The organism is Streptomyces bottropensis ATCC 25435 (assembly GCF_000383595.1).
GTDB classification, from domain to species: Bacteria; Actinomycetota; Actinomycetes; order Streptomycetales; family Streptomycetaceae; genus Streptomyces; species Streptomyces bottropensis.
On sequence record NZ_KB911581.1, the window covers coordinates 3,890,930 to 3,914,255 of the forward strand.

The 23,326-nt window shown below is 73.8% G+C and carries 18 protein-coding genes; 7 read left to right on the forward strand and 11 right to left on the reverse strand.

Translation table 11 applies throughout. The features are described 5' to 3' along the window. The first annotated feature begins 106 nt into the window (after positions 1 to 106). The gene (locus STRBO_RS0117240) at positions 107 to 3,097 is read left to right on the forward strand and encodes an AAA family ATPase (RefSeq protein ID WP_005475498.1); all 2,991 of its coding nucleotides are present in this window, start codon (positions 107 to 109) and stop codon (positions 3,095 to 3,097) included. On the opposite strand, the gene STRBO_RS0117245 is transcribed toward STRBO_RS0117240, so the two are convergent. After that, positions 3,091 to 3,546 carry an Lrp/AsnC family transcriptional regulator gene (locus STRBO_RS0117245; RefSeq protein ID WP_005475496.1) on the reverse strand — a complete coding sequence of 152 codons (456 nt, stop codon included), beginning with the start codon at positions 3,544 to 3,546 and terminating at the stop codon, positions 3,091 to 3,093. The genes STRBO_RS0117240 and STRBO_RS0117245 overlap by 7 nt on opposite strands. A gap of 139 nt (positions 3,547 to 3,685) precedes the next feature. Between STRBO_RS0117245 and STRBO_RS0117250 the strand changes: the two genes are divergently transcribed. Then, positions 3,686 to 4,168 carry a rhodanese-like domain-containing protein gene (locus STRBO_RS0117250; protein WP_005475494.1) on the forward strand — a complete coding sequence of 161 codons (483 nt, stop codon included), beginning with the start codon at positions 3,686 to 3,688 and terminating at the stop codon, positions 4,166 to 4,168. A 65-nt stretch (positions 4,169 to 4,233) separates the two neighbouring features. After that, on the forward strand, positions 4,234 to 4,761 hold the full coding sequence (locus STRBO_RS0117255) for an Imm21 family immunity protein (RefSeq protein WP_028796706.1): 528 nt from the start codon (positions 4,234 to 4,236) through the stop codon (positions 4,759 to 4,761). A gap of 93 nt (positions 4,762 to 4,854) precedes the next feature. Here STRBO_RS0117255 and STRBO_RS0117260 read toward each other — a convergent pair whose 3' ends face one another. Continuing rightward, the gene (locus STRBO_RS0117260; RefSeq protein WP_005475490.1) at positions 4,855 to 6,546 is read right to left on the reverse strand and encodes a DUF885 domain-containing protein; all 1,692 of its coding nucleotides are present in this window, start codon (positions 6,544 to 6,546) and stop codon (positions 4,855 to 4,857) included. A gap of 59 nt (positions 6,547 to 6,605) precedes the next feature. Continuing rightward, positions 6,606 to 7,100, reverse strand: coding sequence for an Lrp/AsnC family transcriptional regulator (locus tag STRBO_RS0117265; protein WP_005475488.1), 495 nt, complete (start codon positions 7,098 to 7,100; stop codon positions 6,606 to 6,608). Between the two features lie 59 nt (positions 7,101 to 7,159). Here STRBO_RS0117265 and STRBO_RS0117270 point away from each other — a divergent pair, with 59 nt between their 5' ends. Next, positions 7,160 to 8,386, forward strand: a complete 1,227-nt coding sequence (locus STRBO_RS0117270; RefSeq protein WP_005475487.1) for a trans-sulfuration enzyme family protein — start codon at positions 7,160 to 7,162, stop codon at positions 8,384 to 8,386. A 278-nt stretch (positions 8,387 to 8,664) separates the two neighbouring features. Here STRBO_RS0117270 and STRBO_RS0117275 read toward each other — a convergent pair whose 3' ends face one another. From STRBO_RS0117275 to STRBO_RS0117295, 5 genes are all read right to left on the reverse strand, one after another. Continuing rightward, positions 8,665 to 9,969, reverse strand: a complete 1,305-nt coding sequence (locus tag STRBO_RS0117275; protein WP_005475482.1) for a GNAT family N-acetyltransferase — start codon at positions 9,967 to 9,969, stop codon at positions 8,665 to 8,667. Between the two features lie 150 nt (positions 9,970 to 10,119). Beyond that, positions 10,120 to 12,759, reverse strand: coding sequence for a DUF7824 domain-containing protein (locus tag STRBO_RS0117280; RefSeq protein ID WP_005475480.1), 2,640 nt, complete (start codon positions 12,757 to 12,759; stop codon positions 10,120 to 10,122). Then, entirely contained in the window at positions 12,756 to 14,189 is a 1,434-nt protein-coding gene (locus tag STRBO_RS0117285) for an SWIM zinc finger family protein (RefSeq protein ID WP_086016291.1), read from the reverse strand. The genes STRBO_RS0117280 and STRBO_RS0117285 overlap by 4 nt, the downstream gene beginning before the upstream one ends. 83 nt (positions 14,190 to 14,272) lie before the next feature. Next, positions 14,273 to 15,868 (reverse strand): alkaline phosphatase D family protein, encoded by a 1,596-nt coding sequence (locus tag STRBO_RS0117290; RefSeq protein ID WP_028796707.1) that lies wholly within the window; start codon positions 15,866 to 15,868, stop codon positions 14,273 to 14,275. 447 nt (positions 15,869 to 16,315) lie between these two features. Further along, complete coding sequence (locus STRBO_RS0117295) at positions 16,316 to 17,149, reverse strand: alpha/beta fold hydrolase (protein WP_005475475.1); 834 nt, start codon at positions 17,147 to 17,149, stop codon at positions 16,316 to 16,318. 159 nt (positions 17,150 to 17,308) lie between these two features. On the opposite strand from STRBO_RS0117295, the gene STRBO_RS0117300 reads away from it, so the two are divergent. Further along, entirely contained in the window at positions 17,309 to 18,205 is an 897-nt protein-coding gene (locus STRBO_RS0117300) for an RNA polymerase sigma-70 factor (protein WP_005475473.1), read from the forward strand. A 246-nt stretch (positions 18,206 to 18,451) separates the two neighbouring features. Then, complete coding sequence (locus STRBO_RS0117305) at positions 18,452 to 19,213, forward strand: GntR family transcriptional regulator (protein ID WP_005475472.1); 762 nt, start codon at positions 18,452 to 18,454, stop codon at positions 19,211 to 19,213. A gap of 168 nt (positions 19,214 to 19,381) precedes the next feature. On the opposite strand, the gene STRBO_RS0117310 is transcribed toward STRBO_RS0117305, so the two are convergent. Next, the gene (locus tag STRBO_RS0117310) at positions 19,382 to 20,539 is read right to left on the reverse strand and encodes an ROK family transcriptional regulator (RefSeq protein ID WP_020114521.1); all 1,158 of its coding nucleotides are present in this window, start codon (positions 20,537 to 20,539) and stop codon (positions 19,382 to 19,384) included. Between the two features lie 286 nt (positions 20,540 to 20,825). Between STRBO_RS0117310 and STRBO_RS0117315 the strand changes: the two genes are divergently transcribed. Next, complete coding sequence (locus STRBO_RS0117315; protein ID WP_005475470.1) at positions 20,826 to 21,269, forward strand: hypothetical protein; 444 nt, start codon at positions 20,826 to 20,828, stop codon at positions 21,267 to 21,269. A gap of 27 nt (positions 21,270 to 21,296) precedes the next feature. Here STRBO_RS0117315 and mug read toward each other — a convergent pair whose 3' ends face one another. Both mug and purB read right to left on the reverse strand, forming a co-directional pair. Further along, complete coding sequence (gene mug, locus STRBO_RS0117320) at positions 21,297 to 21,794, reverse strand: G/U mismatch-specific DNA glycosylase (RefSeq protein ID WP_005475469.1); 498 nt, start codon at positions 21,792 to 21,794, stop codon at positions 21,297 to 21,299. A gap of 44 nt (positions 21,795 to 21,838) precedes the next feature. Continuing rightward, positions 21,839 to 23,281 (reverse strand): adenylosuccinate lyase, encoded by a 1,443-nt coding sequence (gene purB, locus STRBO_RS0117325; RefSeq protein WP_005475468.1) that lies wholly within the window; start codon positions 23,279 to 23,281, stop codon positions 21,839 to 21,841. Positions 23,282 to 23,326: the final 45 nt, after the last annotated feature.

Here is a 23,326-nt window from a genome sequence, read left to right on the forward strand (position 1 = left end):
CCCGCTGGCACCGGGCACGCGGGGGAGTACGGCCGATGACGACAGGCCGACGAGCCACCACCCACGCGGGCCGACTGCCCGTCTGGAGCGGCACGGCAGGTGTCCGATGAGGCTCCACCGGCTCGACATCACCGCCTTCGGCCCCTTCGGCGGCGCCCAGTCCGTCGACTTCGACGACCTCTCGGCGGCCGGGCTCTTCCTGCTGCACGGCCCGACCGGCGCCGGCAAGACCTCGGTCCTGGACGCCGTCTGCTACGCGCTCTACGGCGCGGTGCCGGGCGCCCGGCAGAGCGGCCAGGGCATGACCCTGCGCAGCGACCACGCGGCACCCGCGACGCGCACCGAGGTCCGCCTCGAACTGACCGTCGCCGGGCGCCGGTTGGAGATCACCCGGCAGCCGCCGTGGGAGCGATCCAAGAAACGTGGCGCCGGCACCACGGTCGACAAGGCACAGAGCTGGCTGCGCGAGTACGACACGGCGGCGGCCTCCTGGAAGGACCTCAGCCGCTCCCACCAGGAGATCGGCGAGGAGATCACCCAGGTCCTGGGGATGAGCCGGGAGCAGTTCTGCCAGGTGGTGCTGTTGCCGCAGGGCGACTTCGCGCGTTTTCTGCGCGCCGACGCCGAGGCGCGGGGCAGGCTGCTCGGCCGCCTCTTCGACACCCACCACTTCGCCGCCGTCGAGAAACGTCTCGCCGACCGGCGCCGGGTGACCGAAGCGCAGGTGCGCGAGGGCGACGCGGAACTGCTCGCCGACGCCCACCGGATGCAGCAGGCGGCGGGCGACGCCCCGGAGCTGCCCGACCTGGCGCCCGGTGACCCGGGCCTGGCCGACGCCGTGCTGGGCTGGGCCGCCGTCGCCCGCAGCACCGCCCGTGAACGGCTCACGATCGCCCACTGCGCGCGGGCGGCGGCCGAGTCGGCGCGGGCCGCCGCCGACCGCGCCCTGGACGACGTACGCGAAGTGGCGCGGCTGCAGAGCCGGTTCGCGCAGGCGCGGGAGCGGGCCGCGCGGCTGGAGGAGCGGGCCGACGCCCACCGCGAGGACCGGGCGCGCATGGAGCGGGGCCGCAAGGCCGAGGCCGTGGTGCCCGCGCTGGAGCTGCGGGACGAGGCCGAGGCCGCGCACCGACGGGCGAGAGCGGACGAGGAGGCCGTGCGGGCGCGGCTGTCGGGGACGTACGCCGACGAGGGCGCCGCCGGACTCGCCTCCGCCGCCCGCAAGGCCGCGGAGGAGCTGGGCGGGCTGGAGTCGGCGCGTCGTGCGGAGCGGCGGCTCGCCGTGCTGCTCACCGAGCGGGCCGAGTCGGACAGCGAGGAACGGGCCGACGAGGAGGTCCTCCAGGACGCCGAGGGCTGGCTCGCCGAATGGGAGACGACCCGCGCGGAGCTGCGCGGCCGCATCGAGTCCGCCCAGGAGGCCGCCACCCGCGCCGAACAGCTCGCCGAGCGCCGAGACCCCGCGGAGAAGCGGCTCGCGGCAGCCCGGCAGCGCGATCAGCTCGGGCGGGACACGGAGGACGCGCAGGCGCGTGTGCTCCGGCTGGCCGAACGGGCGGTCGAGGCCCGTGCCCGCTGGCTCGACCTGAAGGAACAGCGGCTGTCCGGCATCGCGGCGGAGCTGGCCGCCGCGCTCGTCGAGGGACAGCCGTGCGCCGTCTGCGGGGGCACGGAACACCCCGAGCCGGCCCGGAAGGTCGCCGGACACGTGGACCGTGAGACGGAGGAACGGGCGCTCGCCGCGGCCCAGCGAGCCGACGAGGAGCGGGCCGAGGCGGAGCGCCGGCTGGGAGTCGTACGGCAGGCGTACGCGGCGGCGAGTGCCGAGGCCGGTGATGCTCCTACGGATGAACTCGCCTCCCTGGTCGCGGAGTTGGCCGAGGAGTATGCGCGGGCGCGGGCCGGCGCCTCCGGGCTGCATCCCGCGCGGGAGGCCCTGCTGCACGCCGAACGGGAGCGTGACCGGCGGATCGCCGCCCAGCGTGAGGCGGCCGTGCGGGCCGCGTCCCGCAACACCCGGCGGGACGCGCTGGAGCGGGAACGCACCGCCCTGGAAGACGAGTTGGCCCAGGCGCGGGGCGATGCCGAGAGCGTGGCCGCGCGGGCCGCGCAGTGGGAGCTGCTGGCCGCGCTGCTCACCGAGGCCGCCGAGGCCGTGCGCACGGCCGACGACACCGCGCAGCGCCTCAAGGACGCCGACGCGCGCCTCGCCGACGCGGCGTTCCGCGCCGGGTTCGACACGCCGCAGGCCGCTGCCGCCGCCGTCCTCGACGACGCCGCCCACCGGGACCTGCAACACCGCCTCGACGCCCGCCAGTCGGAGGAGGCCGCCGTACGGGCCGTGCTCGCCGAGGCCGAGACCGCCGCCGCGGCCCGACAGCCGCCCGCCGACCTCGCCTCCGCCGAGCGGGACGCCACGGCCGCCGCCCGGCGGCTCCAGGACACCGTCTCCGCGTGGGACGCCGCCGAGCGGCGCCGCGCCGAACTGGACCGGCTCTCCGCGCGGGCCACCGCCTCCGTGCGCCGGCTGGCACCGCTGCGCGAGGAGTACGAGCGCGTCGCCCGGATGGCCGGGCTCGCGGCCGGCACCTCGGCCGACAACGAGCGCAAGATGCGTCTGGAGGCGTACGTCCTCGCCGCCCGTCTGGAGCAGGTCGCCGCCGCCGCGACGGTACGGCTCCAGCGTATGTCCTCGGGCCGCTACACCCTCGTCCACTCCGACGACCGGGCCGGGCGGGGGCGCAGCGGCCTCGGCCTGCACGTCGTCGACGCCTGGACCGGGCGGGAGCGGGACACGGCCACGCTCTCCGGGGGCGAGACGTTCTTCGCCTCCCTCGCGCTCGCCCTCGGCCTGGCCGACGTGGTCACCGACGAGGCGGGCGGGGTGCGCCTCGACACCCTCTTCATCGACGAGGGGTTCGGCAGCCTCGACGACCAGACGCTCGACGAGGTGCTCGACGTCCTCGACGCGTTGCGCGAACGCGACCGAAGCGTCGGGATCGTCAGCCACGTGGCGGATCTGCGGCGGCGCGTCCACGCGCAACTGGAGGTCGTGAAGGAGCGCACGGGCTCGGTCGTGCGGCAGCGAGGTCAGTGACCCAGGGGCCGTCGGGGGAGCGGTGAGGAGTAGACGACGCTCGTCGTGACCGATCCCAGCGCGCCGATCCGGCCCGACACCTCCTCCAGATGGCGCATCGAACGGGCGGCGACCTTGATCACGAAGCAGTCGTCGCCCGTCACGTGATGCGCCTCCAGGATCTCGGGCGTGACGGCCACCAGGTCGTGGAACGGTTTGTAGTTCCCGTGGGGGTAGCGCAGGCGGACGAACGCCAGGATCGGCAGCCCCAGCCGCTCCGGGTCCACGACGGCGGCGTACCCCTGGATCACACCGGCCTCCTCCAGTCGCCGCACCCGCTCGGTCACGGCGCTCGCCGACATCGACACGGCACGGGCCAGTTCGGCGAAGCCGGTCCGGCCCTCGCGCTGGAGGAGGTCGAGAATGCGCCAGTCGGTGGCGTCGGGCTCGTACGGGGATTGCGTGGCCATGTTCGATGGATAGCAGGTGAATCCCCGGCCGATCAAGATCCCAGCCGTGGAACGCCCCTTCTGGGAGCGGTTCGGCGGTCGTAGATTCCTGGTCAGGGAATCGGAGCCGCGAGGGGTTCCATGAGGGAGAGGCCAGCTCATGAGCGTCGTCACGTCCGCCGTCGACCCCGTCCTGCGGGTAGCTCCGGCGGCCCCCGCAGAGGCCGCCGCGTACTTCAGGGCGAGCCTCGTCTTCCACGCCGACGTGTCGGACGTGGCCGCCGCCCTCGCCGCCGACGGCGACCCCGGCTTCGTGCTGGTGGACTCCCGCTCCACCGAGTCCTGGGACCAGGGCCACATTCCGGGCGCCGTCCACCTGCCCACCGCGCTCGTCCAGGAACAGGCCGGGCAGCTCCTCGACAGGTCCGTGCCGGTCGTCACCTACTGCTGGGGCCCCGGCTGCAACGGCGCGACCCGTGCCGCTCTGGCCCTCGCGGAACTCGGCTACCAGGTCAAGGAGATGCTCGGCGGCTTCGAGTACTGGGCGCGCGAGGGCTTCGTGTACGAGACCCGGGAGGGTACGGCGCGGCGTGCGGCCGACCCGCTGACCGCTCCGGTGGACGCCGCCGACTGCGGTTGCTGACAGAGTGTCAACAGGCTTTCAGGGGTGAAGAATTCACGATCGAGGGCGCCGTGTAGCTTCTGGGCATGGCTCGATACGCGGATACGGCGGTTGTTCCCGATGCGGTGCGGTGGGTGGAGTCGAGCGGCGGACCGCTCATAGCGCTGCCGGAAGCGGTGCTGCCGTTCTGGGCGGGCGCCGACGGCGACGAGACGTCGTCCGACCACGACCGGGCCTGTGACATCGACGGACCCGTCGGCCTGCTGCCGGTCGGCGACACCCGCGCCCTGGTCCTGGGCCAGGGAAGCGCCGCCACCACGTATCTGCCCGAGCACGGCACCTTCGTACGCCGGTACGCCGCCGCTTCCGGGTCCGCGCTCCTCGGGGACGTCCCGGCGGCGCTCGAAGCGGCCGCCTGGGAGCCGGAGGCGCGGTGGCGGGTGCCGGGTCCGGTCGTCCTGTTCGACGCCGCCCGGCCGGGGGACGCCGTCCGGGAGACGGACCACGTACGGGTGGAGCTGGCCCCCGGCCGGTACGGGGTGCGCGCGGCCCGCGTCGCGACGGGCCGAGAGACCTGGCTGGGTCTGGTCCAGGTGAGACCTCTGACGGGCTGAACCCGTACTGCCGAGCGGTTTCCTGCCGGGCGTCGGTGGACCCGAACGGCGGCCGGGCCCGGCCGCGCACGGCGGGGGCCCGGCCGGCCCGGATCACAGCCGGGACAGCTCGTCCACCAGGTCGTCCAGGCCCAGGGACCCCTGGGACAGTGCGGCCATGTGCCAGGCCTTGGCGTCGAAGGCGTCGCCGTGACGGCGCCTGGCGTTCTCCCGGCCGAGGAGCCAGGCGCGTTCGCCGAGCTTGTAGCCGATCGCCTGGCCCGGCATCGTCAGATAGCGGGTCAGCTCGCTCTCCACGAAGTCCGCCGGGCGGCTGCTGTGGGCGCCGAAGAACTCCTGGGCCAGGTCGACGGTCCAGCGCTCGCCCGGGTGGAAGGGGGAGTCCGCCGGGATCTCCAGCTCCAGATGCATGCCGATGTCGACGATGACCCGGGCCGCGCGCATCATCTGCGCGTCCAGGTAACCGAGGCGCTCCTCCGCGTCCTTGAGGAAGCCCAGCTCGTCCATCAGCCGCTCCGCATACAGCGCCCAGCCCTCCGCGTTGGCGCTCACCCCGCCGATCGTGGCCTGGTAGCGGGACAGGTCGTCCTTGACGTACACCCACTGCGCCAGCTGGAGGTGGTGGCCGGGGACGCCCTCGTGGTACCAGGTCGAGACCAGGTCGTACACCGGGAAGCGGGTCGCGCCCATCGTCGGCAGCCAGGTGCGGCCCGGACGGGAGAAGTCCTCGGTCGGTGCCGAGTAGTAGGGGGCCGCCGCGCCGCCGGGCGGGGCGATGCACGACTCGACCCGGCGGACCGGCTCGGCGAGGTCGAAGTGCGTGCCGTCCAGCGCCTCGATCGCCTCGTCCATCAGGGACTGCAGCCAGGCGCGGACCTCGTCGACGCCCTCGATGTGCCGGCCGTGCTCGTCCAGGTGCGCGAGAGCCACCCACGGTGTACCGGCGCCGGGCAGGATCTTCGCGGCCTCCTGCCGCATCTCGCCGAGCAGCCGGTGGAACTCGGCCCAGCCGTACGCGTACGCCTCGTCGAGGTCCAGGTCCGAGCCCGTGAAGAAGCGCACCAGCCTGCCGTAGCGCTCCCGGCCGACCGTGTCGGGCGCGTCCGCGACTTCCGGGGCGTACACATCGCGCATCCAGTCACGCAGCTCGACCACGGCCCGGGTCGCGGCGCGGGCGGCCTCGTCCAGTTCGGTGCGCAGCGCGTCGGGGCCGGCGGCGGCGAAGTCCTCGAACCAGCCGCGTCCCGAACCGTCCGTGTCCGCCCACTCGGTGAGCTGGCCGACGAAGGTAGTGGTCGGGCGCGGGCCCGCGTACAGCTTCCGCTCCAGGCCGAGCGCGAGGGACTCGCGGTAACCGGCGTACGCCGTGGGCACCGCGCGCAGGCGTTCGGCGATCGCGGCCCAGTCCTCCTCGGTCTTGGCTGGGGTGATGGTGAAGACCTCCCGCACCTCGTGCGGCGGCGTGACCATGTTGCCGACCGCGCGCAGCCCCTCGTCGGCCTCGTGCACCGCCAGCTCCGCCGTCAGCCGCTCGCGCAGCAGGCGCGCGCACCGGCGCTCGACGTCACTGTCCGCGCCCGGCTGCCGCTCGGCCTCGTCGAGCCGCGCGAGCGTCGTCCGGATCAGCTCCGCACGAGCCTCCTGGCCCGCCGGCGAGGTGTCCGGCAGCCTGCTGGAACTCTCCTTCACACCCAGGTAGGTACCGGTCACGGGATCGAGGGCGACGAGGTCGTCGACGTACGCGTCGGCGACCTCGCGGGGCAGCGGGCTCTTGATGTCAGACATGCGGACAATCTTGGTACGCCGACGGGGGTCGCGTCAGCCGCTCGACGGGCACGTGCGCCCTACGTCGGCCGGATTCGTTCCCCGTCCGGCGGCAACAGGGGTCCGCACTCCCACTGCTGGAAGATCAACCGGGTCTCCACCCGCGCCACCTCGCGCCGCGACGTGAACCCGTCCAGTACCAGCCGTTGCAGATCCGCCATGTCCGCGACCGCCACATGCACGAGATAGTCGTCCGGCCCGGTGAGGTGGTACACGGTCCGCGACTCCGGCAGTGCCCTGATCCGCTCCACGAAAGGCCCCACCAGCTCCCGCCGATGCGGCCTGACCTGCACCGACAACAGCGCCTCCAGACCGCGCCCCAGCTTGGCCGGATCCAGCCGCAGCTGATGACCGAGGATCACGCCCGCGCGGCGCAGCCGCGTCACCCGGTCCAGACAGGTCGACGGCGCGACCCCGACCTGTGCGGCGAGATCCCGGTACGTCGTCCGGGCGTCGTTCTGCAGGAGCCGCAGGAGGTGGAGATCCACCGGATCGAGTGCGACGGATTCGGCCATTGCCCGAACGTAACACGGCTTCTGAGCGTCCTGGCCCGTGTGATGTTCACCCTCCTGTCATGAACTCAGCGAGCACGCACGCGGACGACCACGCACGCACCACGCCGAGAGCACTGGCCACCGAGGCCGTGCACGCGGGCCGCGACGACCTCGCGCGCCTGGGCCTGCACGCCCCGCCGATCGACCTGTCGACCACCTACCCCTCGTACGACAGCCGGGGCGAGGCCGCCCGCATCGACGCCTTCGCCACGGACGGCGCCGAGCCGGAGGGCCCGCCGGTCTACGGGCGGCTCGGCAACCCGACCGTCGCCCGCTTCGAGACCGCCCTCGCCCGCCTCGAAGGCACCGAAAGCGCGGTCGCGTTCGCCAGCGGAATGGCCGCGCTGAGCGCCGTACTCCTCGCCCGCGCCTCGATGGGCCTGCGCCACGTCGTCGCCGTACGCCCCCTGTACGGCTGCAGCGACCACCTCCTGACCGCCGGGCTGCTCGGCACCGAGGTCACCTGGGTCGACCCGGCCGGCGTCGCGGACGCGCTGCGGCCCGACACCGGACTGGTGCTGGTCGAGACCCCGGCCAACCCCACCCTCGCCGAACTGGACCTGCGGGCCCTCGCCCACGCCTGCGGCTCGGTCCCGCTGCTCGCGGACAACACCTTCGCCACACCCGTCCTGCAGCGACCCGTCGAGCAGGGCGCCCGGCTGGTCCTGCACAGCGCCACCAAGTACCTCGGTGGGCACGGTGACGTCATGGCCGGCGTCGTGGCCTGCGACGAGGAGTTCGCCGGGCGACTGCGTCAGATCCGCTTCGCCACCGGCGGTGTGCTCCACCCGCTCGCCGGCTATCTCCTCCTGCGCGGCCTGTCCACCCTCCCCGTACGCGTCCGCGCGGCCTCGGCGACCGCCGCGGAACTCGTCCGCCGCCTGGCCGCCGACCCGCGTGTCGCCCGGGTCCACTACCCGCGCATCGGCGGCGCCATGATCGCCTTCGAGGTCCACGGCGACCCCCACGAGGTCATCGCCGCCGTCCGGCTGATCACCCCGGCGGTGAGCCTCGGCAGCGTGGACTCCCTGATCCAGCACCCGGCCTCGATCAGCCACCGCATCGTGGAGGAGACCGACCGCCGGGGTGCCGGGGTGAGCGACCGGCTGCTGCGGATGTCGGTGGGCCTGGAGGACGTGGAAGACCTCTGGGCGGACCTGGACGGGGCGCTCTGCGGGGCCGCCGCCGGAGCGAGCGGGGCGCGGGGCGCTGAGGAGGGGGCTGCGCTGTCCGCGGGGCGGGTCTGAGGCACGCGGCCCTGGGCCACGTCACCTCGGCTCTCGTGCGCGTCACCCGGGGCGTCGTGCGGAGCGGTGATTCCATGCCAGGGCCTCGCGGGCGTGCGCCGGGGGCGGGAAACCGGGCGACCCCTGCACCCGGGCACGGGAACCGACCCGCACCCGGGCCCGCCACCGACCCGCACCCGGCAACGACCGGGACGCGGATCCGGCACCGACCCGCACCCGCACCCGGTGCCGGTGCCGGCCCGCGCCTCCGCCCGACAGGGGTGGCGTGTCCCGTCCGGTTACTCGGCCCTCTCGCCCGACCGTTCGGGTGACCGCGCGGCGGCCGCCGCCTCGTCCAGCCGTGCGGTGATCACCAGTGTCCCCTCCTCGATCTGGTAGTCGATCGGCAGCCCGAGCCCCCGCATCGCCGCGACCATCCCCGTGTTGGACGACTGCGTCACCACGTACACGTTCGCGCAGCCCGTGTCCGCCGCCATGTCCACCAGCCTGCGCAGCAGTTCGCCGCCGATCCCGCGCCGCTGCCAGTCGTCCTCGACGAGCAGCGCGATCTCCGTCTCGTCGCCGTCCCAGAGGAGGTGCCCGAGTCCGACGAGCCGGCCGGACGCCGTCTGCGCGGCGAGCGTCCGTCCGAAGCGGGGGCTGAGCAGGTGCCGGAGATAGCGGTCGGCGTCGCCCACGGGCCCGTGGTACCGCATGCTCAGTGTGCGCGGAGAGCACCGCTCGTGCATGGCCTTCGCCGCCCGCAGATCCCCGAGGTCGGCGCGTCGCACCATGATGTCGTTGCCCTCGGGCAGCGTCAGCACGTCCCGGTGGCGCGGGATCCGCGGCCCCAGCCGCGAGTCCAGCTCCACCAGGGCCCGCGCCCGCGCGAACTCCGTCGGCGTGAACGGCAGATACGGCCGCTCCACCGTGATCGTCCCGCCCTCGGGCGCCCGCAGTCGCATCACCGTCTCCTCCAGGACCCCCTCGACCGGAGCGCTCTCCTGGGCCCGGCCCGAGCCGGGCGCGGTGGCGGGCAGCGAGCGGATGGTGCAGCGTCCCAGCAACTGCCGCAGCGCGAGCGGAAGTTCGGCCGCGTCCAGCGCCGTGCGGGTGGCCAGGCCGAGGATCCGGGTCGGCGCGTCCACCAGGTCGTGGGCGTCACCGCGCTCGATCCAGGTGCCCGTGCCGCCCGCCGCCGACACGGCTCGGCCGATCTCGGTGGCCGACAGCTCCTCGGGCGCGCGGAGCAGGAACTCGTCCACCGTGCCCTCGGCCAGCGGGTGCGTCTGCAGGCTCAGGATGTCGACCCGGTGCTCCGCCAGCGCCGTGCACAGCACGGCCAGCGAACCCGGCGCGTCCTTCACCGTCGTCCGCATCCGCCACATCAGGGTCGCACCCGTGCCCACGGCGACGGCCGCCTCGGACGGCCCGGCCTGCTGCCCCTCGCTGAGCGGCGGCCGGGCGTCGGTATCGCTCGTCGGCGGCGCGTGACCGTGGCGCCGATCCCACCAGCTGCGGAACCCGGCCGTGGCGGAGCGCAGCCGGTGGTGCGTCGTGCGGCCGTCGAGCGCCCGCGTCACATCAGACATGTCAGAAGTCATGGGGCCACTGTGAACGAATCGTGTTGCGTGATCACGAACGCTTTGTGACTGACCGGTAAAAGCATTGTTCCGCACCTTTTGTTGCATTTTGGATGACTGGTGCTGTCGGAACCGATGCCCAGGGTGACCGTAGAGGTGCCAGGCCGACGGTCAGGCCGCCGAGGTCTCCTCCAGCGCCGCCCGCAGTCGCCGGGCCTGGGTCAGCAGGCGGGACGAGCCCCGGCGGTCCGCCACCGCCGCGAGATGGGGCAGCTCCCCGTGTGCCCCGCATCGCTCCGCGCATTCGGCGGCGACGGCGAGCAGATCCCCGAGGCCCCGCGTCGGCGTCCGCGCCGCTCCCTCGCGGGTGAGGGCGGCGAGCAGCGGCGGCAGCACCTCGCGCAGTACCGACCAGGCGGTGCCGTACGCCCCGGTCGCCGCGGCCGTCCCTATCGCCTCGGCGAGCCGTGACGGCCTGACGCTCCCCACCGCCGCGAGGCTGCCGAGGTCGGCGCCCAGCCGCTTTGCGTCCAACCGCCCCCGTGCCGCCAGCACCAGCAGGGCGTCCACGGCGGCGAGCCGGTCCTCGGGACGCCGCGCACCCAGGCCGTACGCGACGCAGAGGCGTACGGCCTCGCCCGTCTCCCCCTCCGCCTCGGCCAGTGTCGGCAGGAAGGAGAACCCCGTGCGGGTGTCCTCGATGGCCCCCAGTGACAGATCGCGCAGGACGCGCCCGGCCATCAGCTCCGGACGGCCCGGCACCACCGCGAGCCAGTGCCGCCATTCCTCGTGGCGCCAGTGGGGGCAGCGCCAGCTGCCCCGGTACACCGACAGGGGACGGCCGAGCCGCCGGAACGCGGGCGGGAAGAACGCGCTCCGCAGCTCCGGCAGCTCACCGAACTCCACGAGGATCCTCGGCCCGGCCGTGCGGCTTCGCTGGAGCGGCTGGGACGGTACGTCGGTCAGCAGCCACTCGGCCAGCCGGTCGCCCTCCCGCGTGCCCAGCTCCCGGGCCGCCACCGCCGCCGACGCGAGCGCGGCCGAGTCGTCGCGCCGCAGCCGCACCAGCGCCTGCGCGAAGTCCACCTCACCCGGACGCGCCCCCAGCCGACGGTACGCGTCGAGGCGTGTCACCAGCTCCTCGGGCTCCAGCGCCCCCGTGCTCCAGGTGGGCGTCGCCAGCAGGAACGGCAGCGGCTCGGCCCGGATCTGGTACGCGACCTCCCACAACCTGGCCTCGAACGCCCCGGCCAGAGCGCTGTGCACACAACCGGCCGCCTCCGAGGCCCCGTCGCGCGACGGAAGCGGCGTTGACGTGCCCGCCCGCTCGAAGAGCGTCGCCACGACCACCTCCAGCCCGTCCGGGAACTCGCGGAAATGACGGTCGACCGCCGTCTGTTCCCTCCCGGCCCACCAGCGGCGCGCGGCCACCGGCTCAAGGGCTGCCACGAGCGCCTCCCGGTCCCGGTACGCGTGCCGTACGAGCCCGTCCAGCGCCCGCTCGAACGCGCCCACCTCGCCGTCCGACGCCAGCAGGGCGTTCACCTCCTCGGCCAGTTCGGCCGCCGTCTGCGGCGCGGGGGCGAGCCGCGTCGGGGTCGGGACGGGCGGCAGCAGTTCCTGGTACGGCTCGGAGTCGGCCCGCGCGGCCGGGGCGCCCAGGAGCTTCCGGGCCCGCGCCCGCGGGCCGGGGCTCAACAGGCCGACGGCGTCGTGGAGGAGGTCACCGGAACCGAGGTCGGGTAGATGCCGTTCCACCAGTTTGAGCGCCCTCTCCTGCACCTCCGTGTCCGCGTGCCCGAAGGCCCGCGCCACCGCGGGCAGCAGCTCGGCCACCGTGGACGGATCCTGCCTGAGCACCTTGCCCAGCAGCACGAGCTGGGCCCGGACGAGCTTCTTCTCGGTGCGGAAGAGGACCGCGTCCGACATCTCGGCGAGTGCACGCGGACCCAGCTCGCCGTCCAGGGCGAGCCCGGCGAGGAGCGCCTGGGCGTGGGCGGCCACCGTCGGGGGACCGTCGGAGCACAGCGCCGTCCAGTCCGCGATCCGCTCGCGCCGCTCGTCGCGGGTGAGGTCGAGCGCGGTCAGCAGGCCCAGGAAGGTCCTGTTGTCCGCCGTGGAGGCGCCGCCGCGCAGCAGCCGGGCCACACAGCCGTCGACCATGACCTTGCGGTCCAGGAGGCCGACCCTCGTGAGCTGGGTCAGGGCGTACGTCCAGTCGTTCAGGCCCTCGCCGTACCGCCACTCGCCGCGGGCGCCGATCTCCTCCGTCTCGAACAGCGCGGCGACGAGCTCCCCGAGATGCGGGTCCTTGCGGAGGTTCCCGACGACCGTGCCCCCGTTGCGGCGCGCCCAGCCGATGTGGTCCATCCAGCCCCGCACATAGGCCTCGGACGTGGGCACCGGGCAGCCCGCGAGCCGGACGAGGCCGGCCATCAGCTCGTACGGCACCTCGGCGGCGGCGGGGCACTCCGCCAGGCGGCGCACGAGGTCGGCGAGCCAGGCCGGATCGCGGTCGCCGAGCACGTCGATCAGAACCGCCGGCGGCGCCTGGCGCAGGCGCAGCTCGGACCCGGTGAGCCAGGCCGCCACGGCGGCGGCGCCCGTCTGGCAGGCGGCTCCCGCCGCGTGCAGGGCGGGATACGCCCGCTGGGCCGGAAACTGCCAGGATTCCGCGCGCAGCTGACCGCGCAGCCGCTTCAGCTCCGGCACGCACGCGCGCCGTTCGGCGTCCGTCATCCCGTCCACCAGAGCGATCACCTCACTCATCGCCCCCGCCCGCACCGCCCCGATCAGCGCCGTCGAACTCATCGCGCACCCCCGCCGGTCCCCGCGCCGACGCCCGCCCCGGCGCCGACCCCTGCTCCGTCCGCCTCCGCCACCCCGCCCCGGCGGACCATGCGGACCGCCAGCGCGTGTGAGCAGGGGCCCCGGCCGCCCCGGTACCTCGCCCACCAGAGGCAGGAGCAGCTCAGGGTCCCCGCGCTGTCCCGTACGCGATGGACATGGCCGTCCTCGGCGGTGACCGTGCCGAGGTCGCCGTCCAGCAGGACGGCACCGGCGGCCACCAGGGCGCGGGCCGAGCGCAGACGGGGGTTGTGCCGCTCGACCCGGGCGGCGTCGTAGGGGAGTTCGCGGTGGAAGTACGCGGCCTCCGCCGTGTCGTAGCCGACGCGCCCGGAGGTGCCCAGCCGGGTCAGCGCCGCCCGCACCCGGTCGGCCGGCAGGCCGCAGGAGGCGGCCAGCTCACCGACGTCGACACGTGGCTCCCAGGCCAGCAGGACCGCGATCAGCTCCGCGTCCCCGGCGGCCTCGTCGGTGGCCAGTGCCTCCAGGACACCGCCCTCGCCGGAGAAGCCGCGCCCGGCCTCCGGGGACAACGTGAGGGTGAGCCGCATACCGGGCAGAACGACTTCCCAGGCACTGGCCAGGGCGGCGGCACCGGCCACCGGCGGGCCGTAGACGCGCAGGGCCGTGGCATGACGAAGGACCCGCCGCAGCGCCGCCAGCCGCTCCGGACCGGGCAGGCACACCGCGCCCGGCACCGGTCGGGTGGTCGGCCGCAGGGAGCGACCGGCGGGCACGACCCAGTGAGCGCCGCGCGAGGCCCCGCGCGCACCACCACGGGGCAGCGACCCCAGGAACCGTACGGCCTCGGGGGCGGGCAGCTCGGCCCGCAGGTCGAAGCCGGTCGCGACGACCTGGGCCTCGGCGAAACCGCGCAGCCAGCGGTCCGGCAGCGGCACCTTCTTCTCCACCACCGGACCGTCCAGGGTGGTCACCGCCAACTCCTCCGGGCCGACCCGCAGATGGAGAGGATCGTCCCCGCCGATCCGGGACAGCGCCTCCCGCAGCGGGTTGTTGACGTCCACATTGGTCGTGCCGTGGCCGACCTCGCCGCCGTCGAGGCCCGGCTCCAGCACGTCCAGGCGAGCGTAGACCCCGCCGCAGCCCGAGAACGACTCGAACCGCAGCCGGTCGCCGTTGCCCGTCACCACAGGGTCCAGCGAGGTCCGCAGCTGCTGCTGGTGGTACCGCGCGGCCGCCACGTCGGCCACCGCCAGCAGCCCCGCCGCAGCCACCTGGGGGGAGGTCAGGAAGCCGCTGAAGAACCGCGGATGGTCCCGGACCCCCGTCGGGGTGGCGCCCCGCGAGGTCTCCAGCCCGAGCCGGAGTCCGCCCGCCACGGACTCCAGCACGGAGGGTCGGGTGTAGGCCACGGCCTGTAGCGATCGCGTCATGGGAAGACCGTAGGCGCGACCACTGACAACGGCCGCGATTCAGCCGCGTTTGAGCAGCTCAGGGCAGGTCTACGGCACCCGGGTCACTGACCGACGAGGCCCGGCTGGAGCACCTTCGTGTACAGCACGGTCCCGTCCTGCTCCCGCAGCCGTACCGTCAGCTCCCCGCTGTGGCCGTCGATGTCGACCTCTCCGAAGAACTGGTAGCCGCCCGCCGGTGAGACGTTCGCCGTCGTCGGCGCCTTCATGAACACCCGTTCGGGACCGAAGGTGTTGTCCAGCGTGTTCGCCGGGAAGGCGCCGGCGTTGAGCGGGCCGGAGACGAACTCCCAGAACGGCTCGAAGTCGGTGAAGGCGGCCCGCGACGGCTGGTAGTGCTGCGCCGAGGTGTAGTGCACGTCGGCCGTCAGCCACACGGTGCCCGTGATCCTGCGGTGCTTGACGAAGCGCAGCAGCTCGGCGATCTGCAGCTCCCGCCCGAGCGGCGCGCCCGGGTCGCCCTGGGCGACGGCCTCGATGTTCGGTTTGCCGTCGCCGGTGTCCGGCACCACCAGACCGAGCGGCATGTCGGAGGCGATCACCTTCCACACCGCCCGCGACCGCGACAGCTCACGCTTGAGCCACTCCAACTGCTCGGCACCCAGGATGCCCACCGGGTCGGTGGTCTGCGTGTCGGGCGAGTTGGCGTTGCGGTACGTCCGCATGTCCAGCACGAACACGTCCAGCAGGGGTCCGTGGCGCAGCACGCGGTGCACGCGGCCCTCCCGGGCGCCCGGCCGCAGCGTGGAGATCGGGAAGTACTCGCTGAAGGCCCGCCGTGCCCGGGCGGCGAGCACGTCCACGCTCTTCTCGGTGTACCGGGTGTCGGTGAGGATCTCGCCCGGGTACCAGTTGTTGGTGACCTCGTGGTCGTCCCACTGCACGATCGAGGGGACCTGCGCGTTGAACCGCTTCAGGTTCTCGTCCAGCAGGTTGTAGCGGAAGTTGCCCCGGAACTCGGCGAGCGTCTCCGCGACCTTGGACTTCTCCTCGGTGGTGACGTTCCGCCAGGTACTTCCGTCGGGCAGCGCGGCCGTCGCCGCGATCGGGCCGTCGGCGTAGATCGTGTCACCGCTGCACAGGAAGAAGTCCGGGTCCAGCGCGCCCATCGCGTCGAAGATGCGGTAGCCGCCGCGGTCGGGGTTGATGCCCCAGCCCTGCCCGGCCAGGTCGCCCGACCACACGAACCGCGCCCCGGAGCGCCGTTTCGACGACGTCGTACGGAAGGTGCCGGTGACCGGCTCACCGGTGCGGCGCGGGTCGTCCGGGTCGGCGAGCAGCACCCGGTAGTGGATCTGCTCGCCCGAGGGCAGGCCGCGCAGCCGCGTCGTCCCCGTGAAGTCCGTGCCGGCGCCGAGCAGCGGGCCGTGCCACCTGCGCGGGTTGCGGAACGACTCGGTGGCGGACGTCTCGACGATCATCCGGGCCGGCCGGTCCGACCGCACCCACACCAGACCGGAGTGCGCGGTCACGTCCCCGGCCTGCACACCCCAGCCGGCCGTCGGCCGCCCCGACAGGGCCAGCGCCGGCGCCGAACCGAGCGCGACGGAACCGGGCAGCGCCAGCGCGGCCGACGCGGCGAGCGAGCCGCGCAGCACGCTGCGGCGACCGGGCAGGGGACTCGGCGGACGATGTGACATGAATGCGCCTCCAGTGACGGATCCGGCCAATGTGCACAGTCACAACTACGGGTACGCCGCAGCGCACACGCGAACGACAAGTGAACAACTGGCCGGGCGTTGGGGGAAGCGGCGACACTCCCGGAGAGTTGGGGCCCAGGTCGCGTCGGTGGGCGCGGTTGGGTGGGGCTTCTCGCGCACTTCCCCGCGCCTCTGCAAACCAATCTGCATACCAAGGCCCTGCGGGCCTGAAAGGCGACGGGTCGCCGGGCCGGGATGCCGGGGGCGGCCCTGAGGGCGGCGGGCGAAGCCCCTGCTTTTCAGGGGCGCGGGGAAACTGCGCGTTCCGCCCCACCGGCGTCGGCACGGGATCCTGCGACGCCGCACAGGGCCGTGGGCGGTGTGCTGGTCGGCGCCGGGGTCGTCCTGGGTTCGTCCTGGGTTCGGGGGGCGGCGGCCCCTCGCCGGTCAGCGGCTGCCGTCGAGGATGACGCGTGCGACCAGGGCGGGGTCGTCGTTCATGGGGCAGTGGCCGCAGCCGGGCAGCCGCACCAGTCGGGCGCCGGGGATGACCCGCTTGGCCCGCACACCCTGCCGGGGGACGAGCAGCCAGTCCCGGCTGCCCCAGGCCACGGTGATCGGAAGCCCCGGGATGTCGTCGGTGAACAGGACGCTGCCGCCGGCCCGCAGGGTGTCGTCGAACCCGGTGGCACTCGCCAGCGCGAGGGTCTCGGCGACCACCGCCTCGGGTGAACGGCGGCCCGGACGGGCGTAGATGGTGCTCGTCAGAGCGGTGCGGCCGGCCGTCGAACGGGACAGGCGTTCGACCAATGGCAGGGGCAGCCGCCGCGCCATGTGCCGCATGGTGAGCAGGATGCCGAACGCGTAGCGCCGCTCGGCCTCGTTCCAGAACCCGGCCGGGGACAGGGCGGTGACGGATCGCACGAGCTTCTCGCGGCCCAGTTCCAGGGCCAGCAGACCGCCGAGGGAGTTGCCCGCCACATGGGGACGGTCGAGCTCCAGGGCCTCGCAGAAGGCGCCGAACACGGCCGTCGTCGTGGGCAGGTCGTAGGTGAGGCCGTCCGGCAGCGCGGGGGACTCGCCGAACCCGGGGAGGTCCACGGTGATGACCTCGCGTTCGGCCGCCAAAATGTGTGTCACCGGGTCCCAGGCCTGCCGGTGGTGGCCGATGCCGTGCAGCAGGAGCAGGGGCTCGCCGGTGCCCTCGCGCGTGTAGGAGACGGTCACGGGCCGCGGGCCGAGCGGGGAGGGGACCTGGAAGGAGACCGTGGCGGCGGACATGGAGCAGCTCCTCGTCTGGGAGTGGGCGCGCTGACGTACGACGTTCGTAGACAGCTTGTCAGCAACTGCTACCGGCGGGTAGTCCCTGTGGGTAACAAGCCCGCGAGCGGGCGCGGAATCGCCTGGACAGGCCCGCGTCACCCGGGATGGGATGGGACGGTGACGACCGATATCGCGACCGACGTCTTCGAAGAGCACCGCTCCGTCCTCATGGGAGTCGCCTACCGCATGCTCGGCCGGGTCGCCGACGCGGAGGACGTGGTCCAGGAGGCCTGGCTGCGCTGGTCCGGCGCCGACCGGTCCGAGGTGCGCGAACCGCGCGGCTACCTGGTCCGCGTCACCACCCGGCTCGCCATCGACCGGCTGCGCCAGGTGCGGTCGCGTGACGAGGCGTACCCCGGCCCGTGGCTGCCCGAGCCGTACGTCACCGACTACGGGGCCACTGTGCCGGACACCGCCGAGCGGGCCGTCCTCGCCGACACCGTCTCGCTCGCCGTCCTCGTCGTCATGGAATCCCTCTCGCCCCTCGAACGGGCGGTGTTCGTGCTGAGGGAGGCCTTCGGCTACCCCTACGCCGAGATCGCCGCCATGATCGACCGTGCCGAGCCCGCCGTGCGCCAGCTCGCCGGGCGCGCCCGCAGGCACGTCGACGAGCGGCGTCCGCGTTACGAGGTGGATCCGGCCGAACGCCGCGAGCTGACCGAACGGTTCCTCGCCGCCGCGGCCGGCGGTGACCTGGACCGACTGATGGCGCTGCTGGCCCCGGACGTGCGTCTGGTGGGCGACGGCGGCGGTCTGGGCAAGGCCCCGGTGCGTGTCCTCGAAACCGCCGACAAGGTGGGGCGGTTCCTGCACGGCGTGGCCGGAAAGGGCCTGGTGGACGCCTCGTTCCGCTTCCTGGAGGTCAACGGCGGCCTCGCGGTGGTCCTCCTGTCCGGCGGCAAGGTCGACAGCGTGTTCCAGCTCGATGCCGCCGACGGGCGTATCCAGTGCGTCTACATCCTGCGGAACCCCGAGAAACTGCTCTCCCTGCCGGAGATGACGGAGGAGCAGTAGTGCGCGGGGCGGCGCAGGGCAGTCCGTTCGTGTCCGTTTCCCGCCCGTTCCCGCCCCGGTTCGCCGCACTGGCGTGAAGCCTCGATGAACGCCGCCGGGCGTCCGGCCCGCCGGATGCCCGGGCGTTCGAGGATTGGTCTTGACCAAGGGTGGGGGCAGGCCTATGGTCGCAAGAAAGTGCAACAACCTTTAATAAACAAGGGCGCCAAAAACACCGCCGGCCACGGCGAAGCAGCGGAGGACAGGGTGGGGACCCAGCAGCTCGAAACGGTGCCGGAACCGAAGTACTGGCATCTGAAGACCGTGCTCAGTGAGGCATTGGACTCCGAGTTCTCGGTGGGAGAGATCCTGCCCAACGAACGTGATCTCGCGGCCCGCTTCGGGGTCGCACGGGCCACGCTCCGCCAGGCGCTGGAGCAGCTCGAACTGGAGGGCCGGCTGCAGCGCCGTCGCGGCGTCGGCACCACCGTGGCGCCTCCGCGCGTGGGCGTGGCGGTCGGCACCGAACAGCACGCGTGGCCGGGCACGGCCGACGACTCCTGGCAGGCCGTGGACTGTGGGTCCGCCGCGCCGCCCGCCGCGGTCGCCGGCATCCTGGAGAGCGGGCACGGCGAGCAGGTGCACGTCGTGCGCCGCTCCCGCATGTCGCACGGCCAGCCCGTCGCCGCCGAGCTGCTGTACATCCCGGCGGACTCGGTACCCGCCCTCTCCGCCATAGACGCGCCCTCGGGTGCCGCACGCGCGCGTGCCGTGCTGCGCGAGCTGCAGCGCCTGGAGCTGGAGGGGCAGGACCGCTCGGTGGAGCTGGGGTCCGCCCGCGCGGAGGACGCCAAGGAGCTCGACCGGCTGCCCGGCGCGCCCGTCCTCGTCGTCACCACCCGCTTCTACGCCGAGGGGCGCACGGCGGCGGTGTCCCTGGCCACCTACCGTGCCGACACGTGCCGACTGACCTTCGGCGACTCCGGCGGCGTCGAGATCCACCACGGTCCGGAGCGTCGCGCGTCCTGACCACGCCGGCGGTCCCTTCCGGCCGCACCCGCCGCGTTCCGGTCTCCGGGACGCGGCGTTCTCGTGTCCGTGGGCCGGTCCGCCCGTGGCCTACGGACCGGCCCGCCCGTGACCCACGGACGGGTCCCCGTGTTCGAGCCGGCCCGGCCCGGCCCGGCGCCGACCGGCTCAGCGCCGCGCCGTCACCGTGCCCTCCACCGCGAACAGCTGTTCCTCGACATGGTCCAGGGCGAGACGGAGCGCGCCCATGGCTACGGCCGTCTCGCCCAGCCGGGAGAGGGCGACGCGGGGCGGGCGCAGGCAGTAGCGGGCCAGCTCGTCGCGGAGGGGGTCGAGGACGTCGTCGATACCGGTCGCCCAGCCGCCGACGACGACGAGTTCGGGGTCGAGGGCGAGGACCAGGGCCGTCACGTCGTGCACGAGCCGCTGTATGAAGCGGTCGACGGCCTCGCGGGCCCGCTCGTCGCCCTCGCGCGCGTGCTTGAAGACCTCGGCGACCGCCTGCTCGTCGAGCGGATGCAGAGGCTCGCCCGTGGTCGACAGCAGCGCCTCCGGGGTGGCCTCGCGGCCCAGCAGGTGCAGCGCGCCGATCTCGCCGGCCGCGCCGCCGTAGCCCCGGTGCAGCCGTCCGCCGATCAGCGAACCGGCGCCCGGGCTCAGCCCCGCCAGCACGAACACCACGTCGTCGGACTCGGCGGCCGCGCCCTTCCAGTGCTCGGCGACCGCCGCCGCGTTGGCGTCGTTCTCGACCAGGACGGAGCACTTGAAGGAGCGGCTCAGCCGCTCGCCCAGGTTCAGGCCCGTCCACTGCGGCAGGGCCGCGCACAGGCGAACGGCGCCGTCGGCCTCGATGACCCCCGGGCTGCCGACACCGACCGCCCGCAGCGAGGCCCGCGAGACACCGGACCTGCGCAGCAGCTCGGCCACGGTCGAGCGCAGCCGCTCCAGCCGGTCGTCCGCCGACGCCGCCTCGGAGATCTCCCTGGACAGGGAGCCCAGCACCCTGCCGTCGAGGTCCGCGAGCAGTGCGGTCACCTGGTGCGAGCCCACGTCCAGGCCCAGCAGATGGCCCGCCTCCGCCCGGAACCGGTAGTGCCTCGCCGGCCGCCCCTGCCGCCGGGCGGCACCTTCCTCGGCGGCCTGCTCGACCACCAGCCCGGCCTCGACCAGCCCCTCGACGACGCCCTCGACCGTGGGCCGGGACAGGCCGGTGACCCGGGTGACCTCGGTGAGTGTCGCGTGGTCCGTGGCCCGCAGCGCGTGCAGCACCACGGCCGAGTTGATCCTGCGGAGCAGAGAGGGATCCCCGCCGGTCAGTCGCCCCAACGTCCGTCCTCCCAGCTCGCGCGCGTGTTTGCCGGATGGTACTCGCCGCGGCGACCCCGGGCGAGGGTCTGAGGCCCCCGACCTGCGGGATCCTGGCCCCCGCGCCTGGTCGCCGAACCGGCTGGGCACGTCCGCCGGCTCTCGGCCGCGCGGCCGGGGGTCCCGACCCCTCCCGACGGCGAGGCCGGGCACGGGGAGGGCCCCGGCGGCGGCGGACGGCCTCACCCCCCTGCACCGCCGCCTGACACCACGCCAATTGTCAGTGGCGCCCGCTTTACTGGACCGCATGAGCATCACCCAGCACCTCGCCGTCATCGACCGGCTGTGCTCCGAGGCCTTCCCGGCGGAGCGCGGCCGGTCGGACATCGGCGAGGCCGGACCCGGCTACCACGTCGCCGAGTTAGCGACGAGCGCCGACTTCTGGGAGGACGACGGCACGCGGCGGGAGGAGACGGAGGAGCAGTACGAGGCGGACCGGGACGCACTGTCGGAGCGGCTCGCCGAGCGATGGGGTGCCCCGTCCGTGTTCAGCCTCTGGAGTGTCCTCGACCGGTCCATGGAGGGCGAGGAGATACCCGGACCCTGGGCGACCCTCAGCTCCCACGTCCCGGATGTGCACCTCTGGCAGGCGGACGGCCATGGCCGCTGGGTCGCCCTCGGCGTCTCCCAGTGGGACAAGGAGCTGCCGTTCCAACTCGTCGCGCTGATAACGGAGATCGACCCGCCGTGACCGGTCGAGCGCCCCCGCGCTCGGCGGTCAGCCCTCCGCCGCCGCCCGCAGCCGCCCGAACTCTTCCGCCATCGTCGCCGCCGTCCAATGCGCGTTCAGCCCGCTGGGGTTGGGCAGCACCCACACGCGCGAGGTCCCGATCGTCCGCTCCTGCGGGCCGACGGCGGCCTTGCGGTCGCCGAAGGCGGCCCGGTAGGCGCTCACCCCGACCACCGCGAGCCAGCGCGGCCGGAGCCGTTCCACCTTGGCGGTCAGCAGACGCCCGCCCTCGACGTACTCCTGCGCCGTCAGCTCGTCGGCGCGTGCCGTCGCCCGCGCGACGACGTTGGTGATGCCGAGCCCGTACGACGGCAGTTCGCCCTGCTCGGACGGCTTCAGGAGGCGGGGCGTGAAGCCGGACAGATGCAGTACGGGCCAGAAACGGTTGCCGGGGCGGGCGAAGTGATGGCCCGAAGCGGCCGTCATCAGCCCCGGGTTGATGCCGCAGAAAAGGACCCGGAGGCCGTCCGCGGTGACATCCGGCACCAACCGGTCGCGGGCGGCCTCCAGTTCGGCCTGGGTGTAGCGGGTCAGAGGATCGCCCCCGGCGTGTAACCGGCGGCCTCCGGACGCTGCTTCACGATCTCCTCGATACGGCCGACGACGACGGCGACCTGGTCGGCGGCGGCGCCCGTGAAGGAGAGCTTGTCGGCCATGAGCGCGTCCAGTTGGGCACGGTCCAGCGGGATGCGGTCGTCGGCGGCGAGCTTGTCGAGGAGTTCGTTGCGCTCGGCACCCTGCTCGCGCATGGCGAGCGCGGAGGCGACGGCGTTCTCCTTGATGGCCTCGTGCGCGACCTCGCGGCCGACACCCGCGCGCACCGCGCCCATCAGCACCTTGGTCGTGGCGAGGAAGGGCAGGTAGCGGTCCAGCTCACGGGCGACGACGGCCGGGAAGGCGCCGAACTCGTCGAGGACGGTCAGGAACGTCTCCAGCAGGCCGTCCAGCGCGAAGAAGGCGTCCGGCAGCGCGACCCGGCGGACCACCGAGCAGGACACGTCGCCCTCGTTCCACTGGTCGCCCGCCAGCTCGCCGGTCATCGAGGCGTAGCCGCGCAGGATGACCATGAGGCCGTTGACGCGCTCGCAGGAGCGGGTGTTCATCTTGTGCGGCATGGCGGAGGAGCCGACCTGGCCCGGCTTGAAGCCCTCGGTCACCAGCTCGTGCCCGGCCATCAGCCGGATCGTCTTCGCCAGCGAGGACGGCGCCGCCGCCACCTGCACCAGCGCGGTCACCACGTCGTAGTCCAGCGAGCGCGGGTAGACCTGGCCGACCGAGGTGAACGCCTGTGCGAAGCCGAGGTGCCCGGCGATCCGGTCCTCCAGCTCCGCCAGCTTGGCCGCGTCGCCGCCCAGCAGGTCCAGCATGTCCTGGGCCGTGCCCACCGGGCCCTTGATGCCGCGCAGCGGGTAGCGGCCGAGCAGCTCCTCGACCCGGCCGTACGCCACGAGCAGCTCGTCGGCGGCGGTCGCGAACCGCTTGCCGAGGGTGGTGGCCTGCGCGGCCACGTTGTGCGAGCGGCCGGCCATGACCAGCTCGCCGTACTCACCGGCCAGCTTGCCGAGCCGGGCCAGCACGGCCACCGTACGGTCGCGCACCAGCTCCAGGGAGAGCCGGATCTGCAGCTGCTCGACGTTCTCGGTGAGGTCGCGGGAGGTCATGCCCTTGTGGACGTGCTCGTGCCCGGCGAGGTCGTTGAACTCCTCGATCCGCGCCTTCACGTCGTGCCGCGTGACCTTCTCGCGCTCCGCGACGGAGGCCAGGTCGACGGTGTCGAGAACCCGCTCGTAGTCGGCGAGGGCCGCCTCCGGCACCTCGATACCGAGGTCCTTCTGCGCCCGGAGCACGGCCAGCCAGAGCTGCCGCTCGAGCCTCACCTTCTGCTCGGGCGACCAGAGCGTGGCGAGCTCGGCGGAGGCGTAGCGTCCGGCGAGGACGTTGGGGATGCGGGGCTTGGCTGGCGCGGAAGTCACGTGTACGGATTCTACTGGCGATTCGTGCAGGTGGGCGCCGAGGGT

Bases quoted from the DNA above. Each gene is read 5' to 3' on its own strand.
- STRBO_RS0117240 (WP_005475498.1), top strand. From the start codon at position 107: ATGAGGCTCCACCGGCTCGACATCACCGCCTTCGGCCCCTTCGGCGGC.
- STRBO_RS0117245 (WP_005475496.1), bottom strand. From the start codon at position 3,546: ATGGCCACGCAATCCCCGTACGAGCCCGACGCCACCGACTGGCGCATT.
- STRBO_RS0117250 (WP_005475494.1), top strand. From the start codon at position 3,686: ATGAGCGTCGTCACGTCCGCCGTCGACCCCGTCCTGCGGGTAGCTCCG.
- STRBO_RS0117255 (WP_028796706.1), top strand. From the start codon at position 4,234: ATGGCTCGATACGCGGATACGGCGGTTGTTCCCGATGCGGTGCGGTGG.
- STRBO_RS0117260 (WP_005475490.1), bottom strand. From the start codon at position 6,546: ATGTCTGACATCAAGAGCCCGCTGCCCCGCGAGGTCGCCGACGCGTAC.
- STRBO_RS0117265 (WP_005475488.1), bottom strand. From the start codon at position 7,100: ATGGCCGAATCCGTCGCACTCGATCCGGTGGATCTCCACCTCCTGCGG.
- STRBO_RS0117270 (WP_005475487.1), top strand. From the start codon at position 7,160: ATGAACTCAGCGAGCACGCACGCGGACGACCACGCACGCACCACGCCG.
- STRBO_RS0117275 (WP_005475482.1), bottom strand. From the start codon at position 9,969: ATGACTTCTGACATGTCTGATGTGACGCGGGCGCTCGACGGCCGCACG.
- STRBO_RS0117280 (WP_005475480.1), bottom strand. From the start codon at position 12,759: ATGAGTTCGACGGCGCTGATCGGGGCGGTGCGGGCGGGGGCGATGAGT.
- STRBO_RS0117285 (WP_086016291.1), bottom strand. From the start codon at position 14,189: ATGACGCGATCGCTACAGGCCGTGGCCTACACCCGACCCTCCGTGCTG.
- STRBO_RS0117290 (WP_028796707.1), bottom strand. From the start codon at position 15,868: ATGTCACATCGTCCGCCGAGTCCCCTGCCCGGTCGCCGCAGCGTGCTG.
- STRBO_RS0117295 (WP_005475475.1), bottom strand. From the start codon at position 17,149: ATGTCCGCCGCCACGGTCTCCTTCCAGGTCCCCTCCCCGCTCGGCCCG.
- STRBO_RS0117315 (WP_005475470.1), top strand. From the start codon at position 20,826: ATGAGCATCACCCAGCACCTCGCCGTCATCGACCGGCTGTGCTCCGAG.